At 73.8% G+C, this 18512-nt stretch carries 14 protein-coding genes and 1 tRNA gene; 4 read left to right on the top strand and 11 right to left on the bottom strand.

The annotated features are described in order from the left end of the window. Window positions 1-9: 9 nt before the first annotated feature. The 5 genes from ACQYWQ_RS14740 to ACQYWQ_RS14760 form a co-directional block, all read right to left on the bottom strand. The gene (locus ACQYWQ_RS14740) at window positions 10-741 is read right to left on the bottom strand and encodes a FadR/GntR family transcriptional regulator (RefSeq protein ID WP_431035069.1); all 732 of its coding nucleotides are present in this window, start codon (window positions 739-741) and stop codon (window positions 10-12) included. 348 nt (window positions 742-1089) lie between these two features. Then, a complete protein-coding gene (locus ACQYWQ_RS14745) occupies window positions 1090-2739 on the bottom strand; it encodes a long-chain fatty acid--CoA ligase (protein WP_431035070.1) in 1650 nt (549 codons plus the stop codon). Between the two features lie 366 nt (window positions 2740-3105). After that, a complete protein-coding gene (locus ACQYWQ_RS14750; protein ID WP_431039198.1) occupies window positions 3106-3681 on the bottom strand; it encodes a SigE family RNA polymerase sigma factor in 576 nt (191 codons plus the stop codon). 481 nt (window positions 3682-4162) lie between these two features. Continuing rightward, window positions 4163-4999 carry a glycoside hydrolase domain-containing protein gene (locus tag ACQYWQ_RS14755; protein ID WP_431039199.1) on the bottom strand — a complete coding sequence of 279 codons (837 nt, stop codon included), beginning with the start codon at window positions 4997-4999 and terminating at the stop codon, window positions 4163-4165. A gap of 1071 nt (window positions 5000-6070) precedes the next feature. Then, window positions 6071-6382 (bottom strand): hypothetical protein, encoded by a 312-nt coding sequence (locus ACQYWQ_RS14760; protein WP_431035071.1) that lies wholly within the window; start codon window positions 6380-6382, stop codon window positions 6071-6073. Window positions 6383-6825: 443 nt separating this feature from the next. Between ACQYWQ_RS14760 and ACQYWQ_RS14765 the strand changes: the two genes are divergently transcribed. Then, window positions 6826-7842: a bifunctional DNA primase/polymerase gene (locus ACQYWQ_RS14765; protein WP_431035072.1), complete on the top strand. Its 1017-nt coding sequence runs from the start codon at window positions 6826-6828 to the stop codon at window positions 7840-7842. A gap of 99 nt (window positions 7843-7941) precedes the next feature. Here ACQYWQ_RS14765 and ACQYWQ_RS14770 read toward each other — a convergent pair whose 3' ends face one another. From ACQYWQ_RS14770 to ACQYWQ_RS14780, 3 genes are all read right to left on the bottom strand, one after another. After that, on the bottom strand, window positions 7942-8811 hold the full coding sequence (locus ACQYWQ_RS14770) for a class I SAM-dependent methyltransferase (protein ID WP_431035073.1): 870 nt from the start codon (window positions 8809-8811) through the stop codon (window positions 7942-7944). 225 nt (window positions 8812-9036) lie between these two features. Then, window positions 9037-9693: a histone deacetylase gene (locus tag ACQYWQ_RS14775; protein WP_431035075.1), complete on the bottom strand. Its 657-nt coding sequence runs from the start codon at window positions 9691-9693 to the stop codon at window positions 9037-9039. A gap of 191 nt (window positions 9694-9884) precedes the next feature. Next, window positions 9885-11369: a PLP-dependent aminotransferase family protein gene (locus ACQYWQ_RS14780; protein ID WP_431035076.1), complete on the bottom strand. Its 1485-nt coding sequence runs from the start codon at window positions 11367-11369 to the stop codon at window positions 9885-9887. A 201-nt stretch (window positions 11370-11570) separates the two neighbouring features. On the opposite strand from ACQYWQ_RS14780, the gene ACQYWQ_RS14785 reads away from it, so the two are divergent. Together ACQYWQ_RS14785 and ACQYWQ_RS14790 are read left to right on the top strand one after the other, a co-directional pair. Continuing rightward, window positions 11571-12821: a Tm-1-like ATP-binding domain-containing protein gene (locus ACQYWQ_RS14785; protein WP_431035077.1), complete on the top strand. Its 1251-nt coding sequence runs from the start codon at window positions 11571-11573 to the stop codon at window positions 12819-12821. A gap of 144 nt (window positions 12822-12965) precedes the next feature. Further along, window positions 12966-13793, top strand: a complete 828-nt coding sequence (locus tag ACQYWQ_RS14790; RefSeq protein WP_431035078.1) for a phosphoenolpyruvate hydrolase family protein — start codon at window positions 12966-12968, stop codon at window positions 13791-13793. A gap of 14 nt (window positions 13794-13807) precedes the next feature. Here the strand turns inward: ACQYWQ_RS14790 and ACQYWQ_RS14795 are convergent, their stop codons facing one another. From ACQYWQ_RS14795 to ACQYWQ_RS14805, 3 genes are all read right to left on the bottom strand, one after another. Then, a complete protein-coding gene (locus tag ACQYWQ_RS14795) occupies window positions 13808-14767 on the bottom strand; it encodes a phosphotransferase family protein (protein ID WP_431035079.1) in 960 nt (319 codons plus the stop codon). 347 nt (window positions 14768-15114) lie between these two features. After that, a tRNA-Ser gene (locus ACQYWQ_RS14800) sits at window positions 15115-15201 on the bottom strand. Window positions 15202-15244: 43 nt separating this feature from the next. Beyond that, the gene (locus ACQYWQ_RS14805) at window positions 15245-16954 is read right to left on the bottom strand and encodes a S1C family serine protease (protein WP_431035081.1); all 1710 of its coding nucleotides are present in this window, start codon (window positions 16952-16954) and stop codon (window positions 15245-15247) included. Between the two features lie 593 nt (window positions 16955-17547). Between ACQYWQ_RS14805 and ACQYWQ_RS14810 the strand changes: the two genes are divergently transcribed. Further along, the gene (locus ACQYWQ_RS14810) at window positions 17548-18399 is read left to right on the top strand and encodes a glycerophosphodiester phosphodiesterase family protein (RefSeq protein WP_431035082.1); all 852 of its coding nucleotides are present in this window, start codon (window positions 17548-17550) and stop codon (window positions 18397-18399) included. Window positions 18400-18512 lie beyond the last annotated feature (113 nt).

The following is an 18512-nucleotide window of genomic DNA, read 5'->3' on the forward strand; positions in this document are numbered from 1 at the left end:
GTGAAACCGTTACTCGTCCGGTTCGTCCTTCACCAGCGTGCCGTGGAAGCCGCGGATGTGTTGTTCGGCGAGGTCGGCGGCGGCCGTGGCCTCTCCGGCGAGCACGAGACGGAGCAGTTCGGTGTGCTCGGCGTTGAGAGCCGTGGCGGTGGCGGGCCAGTCCTCGGCCGCTTCGAGGGCACGCAGGATGAGGGGACGCACGGACTCGCGCACGGCGGCGGTGAGCGTCGAGACGAGGCGGTTGCCGGAGGATCGCGCTATGGCGACGTGGAAGGCCGTGTCCAGTTCGTTGAACTCGGCCGGTTCGATGCCGGGTTCGCGCAGCTGGCCGAGGATGTCGGCGGCCTCGTCGAGATCTTCCGGCGCCGCGTGCCGCGCTGCCGCCTCGAAGCTCGACCGCTCCAGGACCACGCGGGCCTCCAGAACGTCCTCCAGGCGGTAGCTGCCGAGGCCGAAGTGGAGGCGCAGGAGGCGGCCGAGGGCGTCGTCGGGGTTCCGTACGATCCGGGCCCCGGCGTCGGCACCACGACCCGAGTGGGCGACGAGCACCCCGATCGTCTCCAGCACCCGCAGCGCTTCACGGAGCGCGGAACGCGAGACACCGAGCGCAGGGGCGAGTTCGCGTTCGGGGGGCAGCCGGTCGCCGGCCTTGAGCTGCCCGGCGAGCACCTGTTCCTCGATGGTCTCCAGGACCAGCTCATGGGTACGCGACTGCCGCACCGGTCGCCACTCTGCGGCCATGCGCACCTCCCCGACAGATACCGACGTGAGGTCTCCAATCTATGTCACGCGCGAGGAATGGTCGGACCCCTGGGGCGTGAGGTGCGGCACCGAGGGGCGGGGCGGGATCGCTGAGCGGAGCGGGGGCAGAGCGGGCCCGGGGGTCCGGGGGTCCGGGGGTCCGGGGGTCCGGGGGAAGGTTGCCTCTCGGCGGTACGGGGGCGCGGTACGGCCGCGTCGACGGGGCGGGGGCCGGGCCGTGTCAGGGGCGGGAGCCACGTCGGTGGGCAGGAGGCGGGGCCAGGGGGCGCGTTCGGCCGCTGCCTCTCGCCCCCCGTACCACCGGCGCGTGGGCCACCGCCCCGTGCCTCACAGCACCGTGACGTCGAGCCCGTCCTCCGCGTACCGCGCCCGCAGCACCTTCTTGTCGAACTTGCCGACGCTCGTCTTCGGCACCGACTCGATCACCGACCAGCGCTCGGGCAGCTGCCACTTCGCGACCCGCTCGGCGAGGAAGGCCCGCAGTTCGGCAGGGCCCGCTGTGGCGCCCTCCTTGAGGACGACCGTCGCGAGCGGCCGCTCGCCCCACTTCTCGTCCGGCACCGCGATGACCGCCGCTTCGGCAACGTCCGGGTGCGCCATGATCTCGTTCTCCAGAGCCACGCTGGAGATCCACTCGCCGCCGGACTTCACGACGTCCTTGGCGCGGTCGGTCAGAGTGAGGAAGCCGTCCTCCGAGATGACGCCGACGTCACCGGTGCGCAACCAGCCGTCCGGGCTGAACTTGTCCTCGGGCCGTACCGGCTCCTTGCCCGTACCGCCGTAGTACGCGCCCGCGATCCACGAGCCGCGCACCTCCAGCTCCCCGGCCGATTCGCCGTCCCACGGCAGTACGTCGCCGCCCGGACCGATGAGGCGCGGTTCGACCCCGGCCGGAAAGCGCCCCTGCGTGAGCCGGTAGCGCCACTCCTCCTCCGGCGTTTCGGCGGTGGCCGGAGGACGCGCCACCGTACCGAGCGGCGAGGTCTCGGTCATGCCCCAGGCATGGCAGACCCGCATCCCGAGCCGGTCGAATGCCTCCATGAGGGCGGGCGGACACGCCGAACCGCCGATCGTCACCTGCCCGAGCGAGCTGACATCGCGCGGCTTCGCCGTCAGCTCGGCGAGCAGTCCCTGCCAGATCGTCGGCACGGCGGCCGCGTGCGTGGGGCGCTCGGTCTCGATCATCTCGGCGAGCGGCGCGGGCTGGAGGAAGCGGTCCGGCATGAGCATGTTGACGCCGGTCATGAACGTCGCATGCGGCAAACCCCATGCGTTCACATGAAATTGAGGCACGACCACGAGGCTCGTGTCCCGGTCGGTCAGGCCCATCGACTGCGTCATGTTGACCTGCATCGAGTGCAGGTAGACGGAACGGTGCGAGTAGAGCACACCCTTGGGGTCGCCCGTCGTGCCGGAGGTGTAGCAGAGCGCCGCGGCCTCGCGTTCGTCGAGTTCCGGCCAGTCGTACGTGGTGGGGCGGCCCGCGAGCAGTTCCTCGTACTCGTGGACGCGCACCCCGGCCCCGTCGAGCACCGAGCGGTCTCCCGCTCCGGCCACCACGATGTGCTCCACCTTCGGCAGCTGTGACAGCAACGGCGCCAGGAGCGGCAGCACCGTGCCGTTCGCGATGATCACCTTGTCCTCGGCGTGCCGGATGATCCACGCGAGCTGCGCGGCGGGCAGGCGGAGGTTCAGGGTGTGCAGGATCGCGCCCATCGAGGGGAGCGCGAAGTAGGCCTCGACGTGCTCCGCGTTGTTCCACATGAGCGTTCCGACGACACTCTCCCGGGTGACGCCGAGTTCCTCACGCAGGGCATGGGCGAGCTGGGCGGCGCGGTCGCCGATCTCGGCGAAGGTGCGGCGGTGCGGCTCGGCCTCGCCCGTCCACGTCGTCACGGTGGATCGTCCGTGAATCCTCCGCCCGTGCTCCAGAATCCTGCTGATCAGAAGCGGGGTCTCTTGCATCGTGCTCAGCACGGCGTCCTCCCGATGGGCGCTACGCGCCTGTAGGCAACGGCTCTGTCGTCTCAACGGTCCCGTGGGGGTGTGGCGGTCCGTGGGGGTCGTGGCCTGATTCTGCGCACATACCACGCGGTATGTCACTAGCGGCAACCGATCGATTCACGGAACACACGAACTCGGCGCCGCCACCACAGGCCCGGGAAGGACCGGCCCGAGAGGCCACGGCTCCGCGCCGGTGACCGCGATGTGCGCGGTGCGCGGTGCGCGCGGTGTGCGCGGTGTGCGCGGTGTGCGGTGTGCCGCGTGCCGCGTGCGCGGTGTGCGCGAGAGCGGGGCGCGGACCCGTGACGCGGCGGCTCGGCGGCTCGGCAGCTCGGCGAATCAGCGAATCAAGACCAGTTCGCGGTCCTCACGGAGCTTGGCGAGGGCGCGCGAGACGGCGCTCTTGACCGTCCCCACGGAGACGCCGAGCACCTCCGCCGTCTGCGCCTCGCTCAGGTCCTCGTAGTACCGCAGCGTGACCATCGCCCGCTGTCGCGCCGGGAGCCTGAGCACCGCGTGCCACATCGCGTCGCGCACCGCCTGCGCCTCCGCCGGGTCGGTCACGGGCACCGGCTCGGGCTCGGGAAGCTCCGCGCACGAGTACTCGTCGACCCTGCGCTTGCGCCACTGCGAGGTCCGCGTGTTCACGAGCGCCCGGCGCACATAGCCGTCCACGGCGCCGTGGTCCTCGATCCGCTCCCACGCGGTGTACGTCTTCGCCAGCGCGGTCTGGAGCAGGTCCTCCGCGTCGTACGGGTTCGGTGTGAGCGATCGCGCGGTCCGCAGCAACCCCGCGCCCCGCGCCCGCACATAGGACTCGAAGGTGAGAGGGAGGGCAGGGGAGGTGCGCGGCGAACGGGGGCGGGGGCAGGCGGCACGAGGTGCGGTGGTGTCCGCCGGGGCGGCCGGCACCACATCGGCCGGGACCGGTACCGAGCCCGTACGGGGGTCTGGCGTACGGGCCTGCGTCGGCGTGGCCTGGACCGCCCGGGCCGTCGTCGTGCGCTCCGTGAGCGTGCGGGCGGCCGCACGGTCCGCGGAGGTACGGGGCGGGCGGGACGCGGAGGGGCCGCGCGGGGGTGCGGGGGTGGCCGGGGCGGTCGGCCGGGGACCCGCGGACGCGGGCACGGACGCCTGCGCGGACCGCGAGGCGGTGCGCGCGGGGGCGGTCGGTGCGGCGGCCGGCGCGGCAAGGCGCCTGGGGACCTCGGTCACAGTCATATCCCCCACGCTAGAAGCGCGGAACGTGCCGGGGATCGCCCGCAGGTCCCGACCGCCCGTCCCCCCTGGGGAGTAGGACCGGGGGTTCGCACCACCTCCTGAAGGGGGAGGACGCACCCCGACCCCCTCGGGGTTGAGCCCTGCTCCTGTCCGGGGAACAGGGCCCCGGCACGGCTCAGCCGAGGCGCGCCACCGGCGCGTCCACCTGGTTCCGGTCGATCGAGAGCGTGTGTCCTCCGTACCGCTCCGTCACGTTCCCCGCGTACTGATGGATGCGTCGCCGAGGCCGCCACGCCTCCGGGGCCAGCACGCCCGCCGCTTCGAGCGAGGGGCTCCCCGTCCAGTGCGCGAACCACATCACCTCCGGAAGGTCCGCGGTACCGGCCCGCCGCTCCCGCTCCAGCTGCGCCACCCCGGAATCCGCACTGCTGTAGAACCCCGTGACGTATCCCTCCGCCCGGACCGCCCGGTCCCAGGCACGTACGAAGGAGAGCACCGTACGCGCGCAGTCCGCCCGCCGCTCGTCGTACGCCTCCACGTCCAGGTACAGCGGGCTGCGCGCCGCGATCCCCAGCGCCCGCGCCGCCCGCACCGCGTCGTGCCCCTCCTCCGTACCGGTGCCCGCCGGGTCCTTGCCCAAGCGGTACTCCTTCTTGTGCGCGGCCTGTGCGCAGGGCGCCTGCGAGCCGACGTAGAGCGGCAGCACCGACCAGCCGAGCCCTCGCACCTCGCGCAACCAGCCCGCAGTCAGCTCCGGCTGCCGACAGGCCCGCGCCCGCCCACCGACGTAGACGCCCACTGCCCCGTACGGCGAGGCCCGCCACGCCCGCATCGTCGCGAGCGGTGGCGCGGTGCACGTGTCGAAGGCCCGTCCGGTGAAGGCCGCCACCCCGCGCGCCGACCACGAGGGCTCCTCCGCCCCGGAGGCGGGAGAGGACCCCCCGAAGAGAAGCACGAGAACGGAACCCAGGGCGCCCGCCCGAAGCGGGAGCGATCCCGCGAGTCGTCGCATACACATGCCCCGAGTCAAGGCGCCCCGCGCCCCGCAACGGCCTCGGACACACCCGGCCCCGGGCCGGCTCCCCCTTCTGCCCGCCGACGGCCCCACCCGGGCACCCCCGCAGCCCGCCGAAGACAGCTCGCGCCGGAGCGGGACCGCCATCACGGGCCATCCGCGCCACGGCACCCACGACGCGGCCGCAGCCCCTCCCCGCCACCGCACGCACGCCACCGGCAGCCGCCCGTCCCACGGCACACCCGCCACCGCCGCCCGCCGGTGCCACAACACGCACACCGCCGCCGACCGTCCGCGCCGCGCCCCGCACCCTGCCGCGGGCCGTCCGCGCCCCGGCCCGTGCCACCGTGCCCAGGCCGTCGTCGGCCGTGCTCCCCGGCGCGACCGTGCTCCGGCCGACCGCGCTCGTCACCGTCCCGCGCGGTGTCGCCCGAGCCGTGGGCCTTCCCTTCGGCCGGAGCCTGCCGACGGCAGGTCGGTGGGCGTTCCCGCGTGCGTCGGTCGACGCGTCGTCGGTGCTTATCGCTTCCTCGTACGAGGCGCCCCTCGTCGCCCCGTACGAAGCTCTTTTCGGTTCCCCGGAGTTCTCGCCTCCCCGTGCCGTTCCCTTCCGGCACGGGCGTGGTGCTCGGGTCTCCGCCCCCTGAAATCCCATGTCTCCCCCTGCGGGCCCCTCTCCCCCTCGGGCCGTTGTCGTCCCCCGGCGCGCTGCGCGCCGTTCCCACTGTTCTTCTCGCCCTGCGGCCTCACGGCGTGCCCCCGCACGCCGTGCCGCTCAGGCGTCCTCGTACTCCCTCAAGGACTCACGCCACTGGCAAGCACTCTCTGCGAGCCGTCCCCCTTGCACCGTTCCCCTGCACCGTTCCCCTCCCCCGGGCCGCTGCCCCGCATCTTGTTCGCCCCCCGTGTCCTTCGGGGCCCCCGCCCGGTGAGGAACTGCGCCGCACCGGGCGGGCCTTGGGCCCTCCTCGCCTTCGGACGTGGACTCGGCCAGGGAGCCGCCCCTCCCGGGCGCGCTCCTGGCGGGCGCGCACCCTGGCCGTACCGCCTGGTCCCACGTCCTCGCGACTACCAGAGCTGGTTGTAGTCGACCGCCAGGTTGAAGTTGTGCTGGTCGATGGCGGTGAAGGCGGAGCCTTCCACCTGGGCCGTGTTGCTCTGGTTCGAGGCGCCGGCGCCTACGGCCTGCTGCTGCGTCGTGGACGAGTTGCCGAAGTTGTCGCCGCCGACGCCGGAGGCGCCGATCGTCGACACGGCCGCGTTCGATCCGTCGCCCGCGACGGCGCCGTTGTCGGCCTGCGCGACGCCGGTGAACAGCGCGGCGGCGAGCGGCAGCGCGGCAACGGCGGCGAGAGTGCGGGCGGTGCGGATGCTTGCCATGTCTTTCCTCCACTGACCGGGATGACCGGTGCGGTAGCCGACTGCCCCGGTCCGCTCGGAGCGGGGTGGGGAGCCGGTCAACTCTTCATGACGCCAGAACGGTTGGCCGACCGTTCCGGAGTGAACTGTGCGACGTCGTGCATCCAGAATTGCCCAGGTGACAGCCGTAAAACCAGCCCACGGGCCACTATTCGCCCGCACGCGTGATGCTCTCCGGATAAACCCCATATGGCCCTGAAACACACCCGCGTGGAGTATCAGGGTTTCTCGGGGTAAACCCTGAGATCACCCCTGAGACGAGAGCGTGACGGTCCCCGCCTCCGTGACGGTCCCCGCCTCCGTGGCGGTCCCCTCCGCCGCCGTCTCCGTCGTGCGCCGCGCACGCACCGCCGCACCCCTCGCACGCCCTGCCCGTGCACGAACTGGCATACGAAACTGGGGGCATGGATCGCGATCCCGCCCCGCTCGCGCTCGCCCTCGCCGCCGCTTCCCACGGCTACGCCGTCTTCCCACTCGGCCGCACGAAACGCCCCGCGCTTCCCTCACCACACCGCTCCCCGGCACCTCCTGTCCCCGGAAAGCCCCCTGTCCCCGGAGAGCGCCCGGCGTCCGGAGCACTGCCCGGCCCCGGAGCACCACCCGTCCCCGCTCCGCACGCCCCCTCCGGCTCCCCCTGCCGGGGCGGTTGCGGCCTCCCCGGGCACGGCGTGTACGACGCGAGTACCGAACCGGCGGTGATCCGCGCCCTGTTCGCCCGCGCGCCCTGGGCCTCCGGCTACGGCATCGCGTGCGGCCTCGCTCCGTACCACCTGCTCGGTCTCGACCTCGACACGCAGCACGGCGCCGATCCCTTGCGCGCCCTCGCGGTGCTCGGCGCGCGTCACCGCTTCGTCCTCCCCGCCACCGTCCGCGTCGCGACACCGAGCGGCGGCGCTCACCTGTGGTTCTCGGCGCCCGCGGGGCGGACCGTGCGCAACTCGGCGGGCCGGGTCGCGCCAGGGATCGATGTCAGGGGCGCGGGCGGGTACGTGGTGGGGCCCGGCTCCCGTACCACGCGCGGCGTGTACCGCTTCCTGCCCGGGGCCCCGCCGGGCCCGCCCCGCCCGGCCCCCGCCCCCGAGGCGCTGCTCCGGCTCCTGGCGCCTCCGCGTCGCCCCGTGCCGTACGCCCACCGCGGGAGCCCCGTCGAGCCGGAGCGGGCCGCACAGGCCCTGCTCCGCTTCGTCCGCGCCTCGCTGCCTGGCGAACGCGACACACGTCTCTACTGGGCCGCGTGCCGGGTCGGCGAGCACGGCCTCGCGAGCCGGGCGCTCGCGGCCCGCCTCGTCGCCGCCGCGCAGGACACGGGTCTCCCCGCGCACGAGGCCGCCCGCACGGTCGCCTCGGCCTTCACGCGCACCGCACCCCGCCCCGCACCCGGTAACGCCAGGCGCGGGGCGGCGCCGGGACGGGCCCCGTGAGACTCCCGGCATCGCTCGCGCTCCCCGGTCCCAGACTCCCGCGCCCCCGCGGGCCCCGGTACCGCGAAAGCCCCGGCCCCGCAAGAAGCTCGTCCCCCCTCATACCCGCGCCGATTCCGGCTCCGCGAAGGTGTCCTCGCGACGCCACACGAATACCTCGGTGCTGGGCAGGCGTTCGGAGAAGAGGCCCGGCGGGGAGATCTCGCGCAACAGGCGGCGCAGTTCGTCCTCGAAGTCCTCTCGGCGCGGGCCGAAGAGGTGCGGGGCTGCCGAGGAGTGCGAGAAGACCCAGGCCACGAGGTCGTCGTCGGTACGTTCCAGGGGCTGGCCGCCCGGCACCACATGGCGCTCGGGCCCCGAGAAGCCCGAACGCGCGAGCACCTCGCGCTCGCCGCCGGGGGTCCCTTCCGGCAACACGCCCTGTCCCGCCCGGCGCACGGGCCCGAGGTAGCGGCGGACGAGCTCCTCGATCTCCTGGTGCGGAACGCCCGGGTGGGGCAGCCCGGCGAGCGTCCGCACCTCGTCCTTGAGATCCGCCACGTACACGAGCGAACCCCCCGGCCTGAGCACGGCGCGCACCGTGCGGGCCACGCGTTCCTGGTCCATCCAGTGGAAGGAGTGGCCGAAGGTCGCCACCGTGAAGCTGCCGAGCCCGACCGGGAGTTCCTCGGCCCGCGCCCGTACCCACCGCACCTTCCCCGTCAGCCCCGCGCCCGCGGCGCGCCGCCCTGCCTCCGCGATCATGCCCCGGTCCGGGTCGACGCCCACGACCTCGCGGAAGAGGTGCGCGAGCCGCAGCGTCAGCGTGCCGGGACCGCATCCCACGTCCACCAGTCGTCCACGCCCGTCCGGACGCAGCGCTCCCGCCAGCGTCTTCGCGAGCCCCGGCGCGTACGGCAAGCGTCCGCGCTCGTAGTACGGGGCAGACCCCGAGAACAGCGTCTCGTCCCACTCCCAGCCGGAAACCACGCCCGTATACCTCACTCCGTCGTCCGTGCTCTGTCGCCGTGCGCTGTCGTGCCGTCGTGCCGTCCCCGCTGGGGAAGCTGTCCCCCGGTGGGTACGCGGTGACGGACGCCTGGCCGACGCGGCCTCGCCCAGAGCAACGAGCACGCGCCCGAGGAGCGACGGCCCCCCACGTACAGCGACCGGGAAACGCCCGCACCAGGCCGGGAAACGACGCTCCCCGACGCCCTACGCAGCCATCGCCCCCGTCAGATACGCGCGGACCGCGGTCGTGCTCCACGCCTCCATCTCGCCCAGCCCCCCGGCCAGCTGAGCCAGATACCGCTCCGACGGGGGGTTCCGCGGCACGTCGGCCGCGCGCCACGGCGCGGTGAAGGTGAGCGCCGGACGTCCGTCGAGCGCACCGAGACAGAGCAGCGTCTCGTACCGTCCGGGGCCGCACCGCACCGCACGCTCTCCGCCCGCGAGCACTGTTGCCAGTCCGGGCCCGTCCCCGGGCGCCCGGTACATCTCCTGTGCGGCGACGTCCGCGAACTGCTCGCGGCTCACGTCGTACGCCCGCGCGAGCACCGGTCCCGTACCGGAGTCAGTCCGCTCCGTTCCCGAGACCTCAGCAGGCGCGAAGAATGCGCGACCGCCGCCCCAGATCCGCGATTCCGTCGCGAAGTACAGCCGCCCCGACAGCTCCAGGGCCGCCCAGGCGCGCGGGGGTTCGGGGTCGCGGCACCCCGGGTGTTCCAGCGCCCCGCCTTCGGCGCGGCCGCCCCGGAGGTAGGCGAGGAAGCGGGAGAGCCGCATATTGGACCCGTAACTGACGTACCAGATGCGGTCGATGGCGGCCTCCGGGGCGCCGCCCCAGGGCTCCAGCCTGCGCACCTCCGTCATGAAGACCCCGCCTTCCTCGATGTTTCACGTGGAACATTCCCGCAAGTGCGGGGCGTCCCTGGATGTTTCACGTGAAACATCGCCCAAGTTCCGCGGAGCAGGGCACATGTTTCACGTGAAACATCTCGCTCCTCTCGCTACGAACCACGATGTTTCACGTGAAACATCGCCACCAGCCGTCGCCCTTGGCGTCACTTCTCCCCTTCCCATTCGGCCAGAATGCCGGCCGCTTCCGCGAAACGGCTCCCTTCCTGCCACACCGGGAGCCGTACGTGGCCGCGGTGCCCGCCGTGCGGGGAGAAGGCCGGACCCGGGGTGAGCCTGATGCCACGGGCGAGAGCGCGGCGGGCGAGCGCGACCGCTTCGCCGCCCGTATCCGCCCAGAGCCCGGAGCCGCCGGCCGGGGTGTGCCAGGTCCAGGCGGGCAGCAGACGGTGCAGGAGGGCGGCCGTCTCCTCGTACTGCGTGGCGAGGAAGGCGCGGCGCCGCTCGCGTTCGCGCGCCGCGTGCGGTAGGAGCACAAGCGCCGCGAGCTGCTCGGCGACGGGTCCGCCGAGGTCGATACCGCGCCGCAGTTCGGCAAGGCGGCCCACGAGTTCACGGGGTCCCCGGACCCAGCCGATACGCAGACCTCCCCAGAAGAGCTTCGAGAGCGTGCCGAGGACGAGCAGCCGCTCGGGGTCCGCGTACCGCTCCAGTCCGTGCAGTGGTTCGGACCGGAACCAGCCGAGTTCCGCCTGCGACTGGTCGTCCACGAGGAGCAGTCCGTGCCGGTCGGCGAGCGCGGCCAGCTCCTGCCGCCGTTCCCCGCTCGTGTGCACGCCCGTCGGGTTGTGGAGCGCGCTCTGCACGTAGAGCAGGCGCGCGCCGGGCGCGGCGGCTTCGAGCAGGCCGAGGTCGAGACCCGAGGGGCCGAAGGGCACGCCGCGTACCCGGGCGCCCGCTCCCGCGAGGGCCTCCAGGGCACCCCGGTAACTCGGGTCCTCGACGAGAGCGAGGGTGCCGGGCCCGGTGAGGGCGGTCGCGACGAGCCATACAGCCTGCTGGGAGCCCGCGGTGACGAGGATCTGGTCCTCACGGGTGGGGAGTCCTCGCGCGGTGAAGCGGTCGGCGAGCGCGGAACGGAGTGCGGGCAGTCCGGCCGGGTGGTAGCCGGTGTCGTCCGGGGAGCCCTCGGCGAGGAGTCGCCCGACGTCCGGCATCACGTCGGCGACGAGCGGGGAACGGGGCAGCGCGCCCGAGGACAGGTCAGCGACCACGGGCCGGTCGTCGAAGGAACGCAGGCGTCCCTCCCCGGCCCGCCCGGCGGCCGCGGCCGTTCCGCGCACGTACGTTCCCGAGCCGTGCCGGGCCACGAGCCGCCCGGCCTCGGTCAGCTCCGCGTACGCCCGTACGACCGTGCCGCGCGCGACGCCGAGCGCGGCGGCCAGCTCCCGCTGCCCGGGCATCCGTTGCCCGGCGGGCAGATAGGCCCCGTCGATCAGCTCGGCGAGCGCGTCGCGCAGGGCCACGTGCACGGCGACGCCCTCGGACCGCCAGTCACCGAGCAGCCGCGAGACGGTGCCGGCCCCCGCACGACCTCCCGGGGTGGCGGGAGGCCCATGACCTGCGGGACCTTCCGGGACGCCCCCGGAGCCCTCCGGGTCCGCAGGCGGCTCGGGGGGTGTTGCGGACATGGCTTTCGCTCCGGAGGCCGGCGTGACGGGCGGGTGTGGCGCTGTGGACCACTCGGCGCCAAGTGGACCACGCGGCAGCGGGGCGCGCGGCGCAGACTCCACCACAGGAGGGGTCGCGGGGTCCGTGTGGGCCCGGCAGACCCGGAAGCCGTACGGCGGACAACGGAGTCCCGGAAACGGGCGGAGCGGGAGGCGGACAGGATGGCGACGGTCGTTCTCATCGGCACGCTGGACACCAAGGGCGAGGAGTACGCGTGGCTCGCCGAGCGGGTGCGGCGGCACGGGGCGCGCACGGTGATGGTCGATGTCGGCCCGCTCTCGGTGCCCGCCGAGGCGCCGGAAGGACCCTGGGAGGCCTGGATCGACGCGGCCGAGGTGGCCCGCGCTGCCGGTACGGAGCAGGAGACGCTGCGCGCGGCGGGCGACCGGGGTGCGGCGATGACCGCGATGGCCTCGGGCGCGGCCGAGGTGGCCCTGCGTCTGTACGCGGAGGGACGGCTCGACGCGGTGCTCGCGGTGGGCGGCTCGGGTGGCTCATCGGTCGCCGCGCGGGCGATGCGCGCGCTGCCGGTCGGCGTCCCGAAGCTGCTTGTGTCGACGATGGCGTCGGGCGATGTCTCGCCGTACGTGGGGGAGGCGGACGTGACCGTCATGCACGCGGTCGTCGACGTGGCGGGCGTCAACTCCGTCTCCGCGCAGATCTTCGGCAACGCCGCGGCCGCCGCGAGCGCGATGGCGAGTGAGCACGAGGCCCGCAGGGCAGCGCCCCCGGCCGTTGAGCGGCCGCTGGTCGGCCTGTCGATGTTCGGGCTCACGACTCCGGCGGTCGACGAGGCACGCGCCGAGCTGACCGCGCTCGGCTACGAGCCGCTCGTCTTCCACGCCACGGGCGCGGGCGGGCGGGCACTGGAGAAGCTGGCCCGGGACGGCCGCCTCGCGGGGGTGCTCGACCTCACCACGACGGAACTCGCGGACGACCTCGTCGGCGGGGTGCTGAGCGCGGGTCCGCACCGCCTGGAGGCGGCGGGCACGCGCGGCATCCCGCAGGTCGTCTCGCTCGGCGCGCTCGACATGGTCAACTTCGGCCCGCGCGAGAGCGTTCCCGCGCAGTTCGCCGAGCGCCGCTTCCTCGTCCACAACCCGACGGTCACGCTCATGCGGACCACGGTGGAGGAGAACGCGGAACTCGGCCGCCGCATCGGCGCGAAGCTCACCGCTGCCCGCGGCCCTGTCACGCTCCTGCTGCCGCTGCGCGGCGTGAGCGGCATCGACGCCGACGGCGGCCCGTTCCGCGACGAGGCGGCGGACGCGGCGCTCTTCGCGGCGGTGCGCGAGGCCGTGGCGGGCTCAGCCGTCGAGGTGACGGAGGAGGAGGCGCACCTCAACGACCCTGGCTTCGGCGCCCGAGCGGCGCGGAAGCTGCACGCGCACATCACGGCGACGGGGGCCTGACTCCCGTACGAGGACGGGCACCTCGCACCCGTACGGGAGGAGGGGGCGCCCGTACGGAAAGCAGGACGCCCTCTCGCCCCAACCCCTCACCCGGCCCTCTCGCCCCAAGCCCTCACCCCGATCCCCTCTCGAAAGGCACCTCTCATGGACAGGAAGACCGCACTCGACCGGCTCAAGGCGACCGTGGCCGCGGGACGGCCGGTCATCGGCGGCGGCGCGGGCACCGGCATCACGGCGAAGTCGGCCGAGGCCGGGGGCATCGACCTGCTGATCATCTACAACTCGGGCCGCTACCGGATGGCCGGGCGCGGCTCGCTCGCGGGGCTGCTCGCCTACGGCGACGCGAACGCGATCGTGATGGACATGGCCAACGAGGTCCTGCCCGTCGTCAAGGACACGCCTGTCCTCGCGGGCGTCAACGGCACCGATCCCTTCCGGGTGATGGGCCGTTTCCTCGACGAGATCAAGGCGACCGGCTTCGCCGGGGTGCAGAACTTCCCGACCGTGGGCCTCATCGACGGCGTCTTCCGGCAGAACCTGGAGGAGACGGGGATGGGCTTCGACCTGGAGGTCGAGATGATCGCGGAGGCCCATGCGCGCGGGCTGCTCACGGCGCCGTACGTCTTCGACCCCGCGCAGGCGAAGGCGATGGCGCGGGCCGGGGCCGACGTGCTCGTGCCGCACCTGGGACTCACGACCAAGGGCACGATCGGGGCGAGCACGGCGCTGACGCTCGACGCGTGCGTGGAGCGCGTGCAGGCGATGCGGGACGCGGCCGTCGCGGTCAACCCGGACATCCTGGTGCTGTGTCACGGCGGGCCGATCGCCGAGCCCGAGGACGCGCGGTACGTGCTGGAGCGCACGCACGGCGTCGTCGGTTTCTTCGGCGCCAGTTCGATCGAGCGGCTGCCCACCGAGACGGCGATCCGCCGTCAGACCGAGGCGTTCAAGGCGGTTCGGGGCCAGGGCTGAGTGGGGCCCGGGCCTCAGTCGTACCGCCGCAGCAGCTCGGCCACGTACTCCTCCAGGCGCTCGCCGAGCAGAGAAGGCGTGAGGTCCTCGCGGCCGAGTTCGCGCCACGGCACGGCGACCTTCTCCGCGTCGGGCGCGAAGGCGAGGGCGTCGAGCAGGCGCCAGTACACGTGCGCGGCGGGTTCGGGACTCAGCGTCCCGCCCGCCGCGACGTACCGCTCCGCGAAGCGCATCCCCGCGGGCACGCCGTGGAGCAGCGCGAGCGCGGTCGAACAGTGCGCGACATCGAGATCGGCGGGGCCCCACGAGGTCTCGACCCAGTCGACGACGCCGCTGACGGCGGTCTCCGCGCCCGTCCCTGTGAAGAGGACATTGCCGGGGTGGAAGTCCCGGTGCAGGAAACGGGGCTCGTACGGGGGCGGGGCGGCGCCGATGACCTCGACGGCCCGCGCCCACACGCCGGGCCTGCGGGTTCCCGCGGGGACCCGCACCCGCGCGGGCGAGGTCCACGCCTCGTAGGCGCGGGGCCGCTGGGCCACCGCAGGCCGGACCTCGTGAATGGCGCGAAGCTGCCGTGCGAGCAACTCGGCGCGCGTATCGGCACCTTCCTCGCCGAGCCGTACGTCACCCGGGAGCAGCGTCATCAGCAGGGAGGGCGGTTCCCACCCCGGCTCGACCCCGAGGCACCGCGCGACCGGAACGTCGGTCTCGCCTTCCAGAAGCCGCAGTACGTCGGCCTCCCGCCCGAGCAGCGCGGCGGCGTGCGGCAGATAGAACTCCTTCACGAAGCTGCGCACCACCACGGCGTACGGGCCCGAGTCCCCGCGCACCGCGACCCGCCGCATCTCGCTGCTCCACCCGCCGCGCAACCGCTCGGCCCCCACCACTCGGTCCCCCGCGGGCAACACCCCGCGTACCCAGTCGAGCACCCGCTCCGTACCCGCCACCGCACCGGTCACACCGTCAGCCCTCATGCCACGAAGGCTACGAGCCGCCCCGGCCCGCTCCCACGGTTTTCGGCGGAGGCCGCCCCGCCTTCGAGCGGCCCCCCCGGCAGGTCCCCGAGCGACGGCCCGCGGCCCCCACCGGATCGCGCGGGAACCGGGTGGATCGCGCAGGGCCCGGAACCCACCGAAGGCGCAGCGACGGGCGCGGCCCGCCTCCTCCGAGGCACCGACGCGGCGCACCCGGCCCGGGTACGGCCCGCACACCCAGGTCAACACCGGGATGCACGCGCCCGACCCGAGCCCCCGCACACGCCGAAGGGGCGCCCCGCTCACGCGGTGCGCCCCTTCTGAGCTGCGGTCTTCGTGACCTCGGGCGGAGGGTGTGGGATTTGAACCCACGGTGGTGTCGCCACCACGACGGTTTTCAAGACCGTTCCCTTAGGCCGCTCGGGCAACCCTCCCCGCCCCGCCGGAGGCCGGTGGGGCGGGGTACAGCGTACCGGTCTAGTCGTCGCCCTTGCGCTGCCCGAGGGTGACTTCGGTGGTGCGCTCGCTGCCGTCACGCTTGTAGGTGATCTTCACCTTGTCGCCGGGCTGGTGGGTCCAGATCTCGCCGATGAGGGTCGGGCCGCTGTCGATGATCGTGTCGTCGAACTTGGTGATCGTGTCGCCCGACTTGAGACCTGCCTTCGCGGCGGGACCGCCGGGGGTGACGGCCGGGTCGCTGCCGGCGCCCTGGTCGGAGATCGTGGCACCGTCCATGCCCTCTTCGAGGGACACCGTCGCGCCGATCACCGGGTAGACCGGAGTGCCGGTCTTGATGAGCTGTTCGGCGACCCGCTTCGCCTGGTTGATCGGGATGGCGAAGCCGAGGCCGATCGAGCCGCCCTGGCTGGAGCCGCCGCCGAGGCCGCCGCCCGAGTTGCCGGGCTGGATCGCCGAGTTGATGCCGATGACCTGGCCGCGCTCGTTGAGGAGCGGGCCGCCCGAGTTGCCCGGGTTGATCGAGGCATCGGTCTGGAGGGCGCTCATGTACGAACTCTTCGCGCTCTCACCGTCGCTGGAGGCGACCGGGCGGTCCTTGGCGCTCACGATGCCCGTCGTCACCGTGTTGGACAGGCCGAAGGGCGCGCCGATCGCGATCGTCGAATCGCCGACGGCCGTACGGTCCGAGTCGCCGAGCACGAGCGGCTTGAGGCCCGAGGCGTTCTTGAGCTTGATCACCGCGACGTCGTAGCCCTGCGCGTGCCCGATCACCTCGGCCGCGTACTTCTTGCCGTTGGAGAAGGTCGCGGTGAGCTTGCCGCCCGACGCGGCGGAGGCGACGACGTGGTTGTTGGTGAGGATGTGGCCCTGCTTGTCGTAGACGAAGCCGGTGCCGGTGGAGCCCTCGCCGTCGCCGCCCTGCGCGTCGATCGTCACGACGCTCGGCAGCGCCGCCTGCGCGATGCCCGCGACGGAGCCGGGGGCGCGCTTGGTGCTGGCGGGGCTGTCGGCCGCCGCGATCGTCGTGGAGCCCGTGCCGTTGTCGTCGCGGTCGGCGGCCCAGTAGCCGATGCCGCCGCCGACGCCTCCGGCGACGAGCGCGGCCACGATCACGGCGGCGAGGAAGACACCGCGCCCCCGCTTGCGGTGGGGGGGCTGGGACGGCGGCTGCTGGAAGGCGCCGCCGCCCCAGCCGCCGTTGCCGCCCTGGTCGCCGCCGTAGCCGTACCCGCCGTAGCCCTGCGCGTCGCCCGGGCCGAACCCGCCGTAACCGCCCTGGCCGTGCTGCGCCGTCGGCTGTCCCTCGCCGGGGGCGCCGGGGTAGACCTGCTGCGGGTGCTGCTGGGGGCCGCCGGACTGGTAGGCGGGGACCGGCGGCGGGGGCGGGGGCCAGGCGGCGGACGGGGCCTGCGGGGGCTGCCCGGGCATCGCGGGCGGCTGCGGGCCGCCCGCCGAGGCGGCGGGGCCCGCGGAAGCCGTCGCGGCCACGGGGGTCCCCGGCTCGGGCGGCGAATCCGGCCGGGCGGCCGGCTTCTCGAAGGCTGTCGTACGGGGGGATTCCTCGGCCGGGCCCGCCGGCGCGGGGGCCACCGCGTCGCTCGGCCCGCCGGGGTCCGTACGGTCGCTCGGGTCGGTCTCCGTCCCCGCTCGCCGCTCCGAGCCCTCGGCCGAAGCGGGAGGTGCGGACGGGGCGGGGGGTACCTCGTTGCCCTCGTTCTCGGTGCTCACGGGCTCAGTCTCCTCGGTCACGGCGGTCCCACGGTCGTTACGGGTCCCACGAGTGGGTGCACGGCCGCTTCGCGGCGAGCCGTCCACCCGCCCGGCGCCGGAGCGCCGGTACTGGTTCTCGCTCGTTGCGCACGAGCGTTGTGCACAGTCATTCGTCTGCGGTCAGCTTTTCCCACCGCACGTCAGGGCACTGTAAGCCGACCCTGTGTGTACGCGTCATGTCGATCATCGCCGCGAGCACACCCTCCGGCCCACCGAATTCCCTGCGGAAACCCGACTGGAGTGCGCCTGGGAAAACTCCGGAAGCGCACCCGTACGCCCCCATCAAACACCCCCGCGCGCCCCCCGCGCGCGCCCCCTGCCAGGCCGCGCACAGGGCCCGTACACGCCCCGTACAGCCCCTGCGGGAACCGCGCACAGGCAGTACGGGCCGCGGGGACGGCCCCGCCCCCCCGGCGCTCCTCGCACCGCCCCCTCTCGCTCCCTGCACCGTCTCCGGTCGCTCCTTCCGCCACCCCCTCTCGCTCCATCCGCCCCCTCCGGTCGCTTCGCGCGCCGCGCGGGAGTGGGGGGTGCGATGGGAGCATGGCGGCGTGACCGACGCTCGACACCACACCCCCCAGGTCGTCGCCCATCGCGGCGCCTCCGAGGCCGCGCCCGAGCACACCCTCGCGGCCTACGCGCGGGCCATCGAGGAAGGCGCCGACGCCTTGGAGTGCGATGTCCGCCTCACCGCGGACGGACACCTCGTGTGCGTCCACGACCGGCGGGTCAACCGCACGTCGAACGGGCGCGGCGCCGTCTCGGCGCTCGAACTCGCCGAACTCGCCGCGCTCGACTTCGGCTCCTGGAAGGGCAGGGACGAGGCCGAGGAGTCGCCCGACTGGGACCCGGAGACCACCTCCGTCCTCACTCTCGAACGTCTGCTCGAACTTCTCGTCGACACGAACGCCTCGGGGCGGCGACTCGAACTCGCCGTCGAGACGAAGCACCCGACCCGCTGGGCCGGGCAGGTGGAGGAACGCCTCATCCACCTCCTCGAACGCTTCGGGCTCACCGGCAAGACGGGCCTCGCCGAGGACGGGGAGCACGCGGACGATCCGTTCGGGTCCGCACCCTCACCCGTTCGGGTCATGAGCTTCTCGGCGCGCTCCCTGCACCGGGTGCGGGCCCTCGCCCCCCTCCTGCCCACCGTGCACCTCACCCAGTTCGCCTCCCCCCGGCACCGCGAGGGGCGCTTGCCCCCGGGCGTGCGGATCGCGGGCCCGAGCATCCGCCTCGTGCGCAACCACCCCGCGTACGTGGCGCGGATGCAGGAAGCGGGGCACCCCGTGCACGTCTGGACCGTCAACAATCCGGCGGACGTCGACCTGTGCGTACGGCTCGGCGTGGACGCGGTGATCACGAACCGGCCCCGGGCGGTGCTCCAGCAGCTCGGACGGTGAGGCGGCGGCGGTGTTTCGCCGCCGCCTCACCGCAGGGGCGGGCACGAGCGGGCAGGCGGCTGGAAATCGTCTTGCGGTCGGGGCGGGTGGGGGATTTGGGCGGGTCCCCGGCA

The organism is Streptomyces sp. P6-2-1, from assembly GCF_050613165.1.
Classification (GTDB): domain Bacteria; phylum Actinomycetota; class Actinomycetes; order Streptomycetales; family Streptomycetaceae; genus Streptomyces.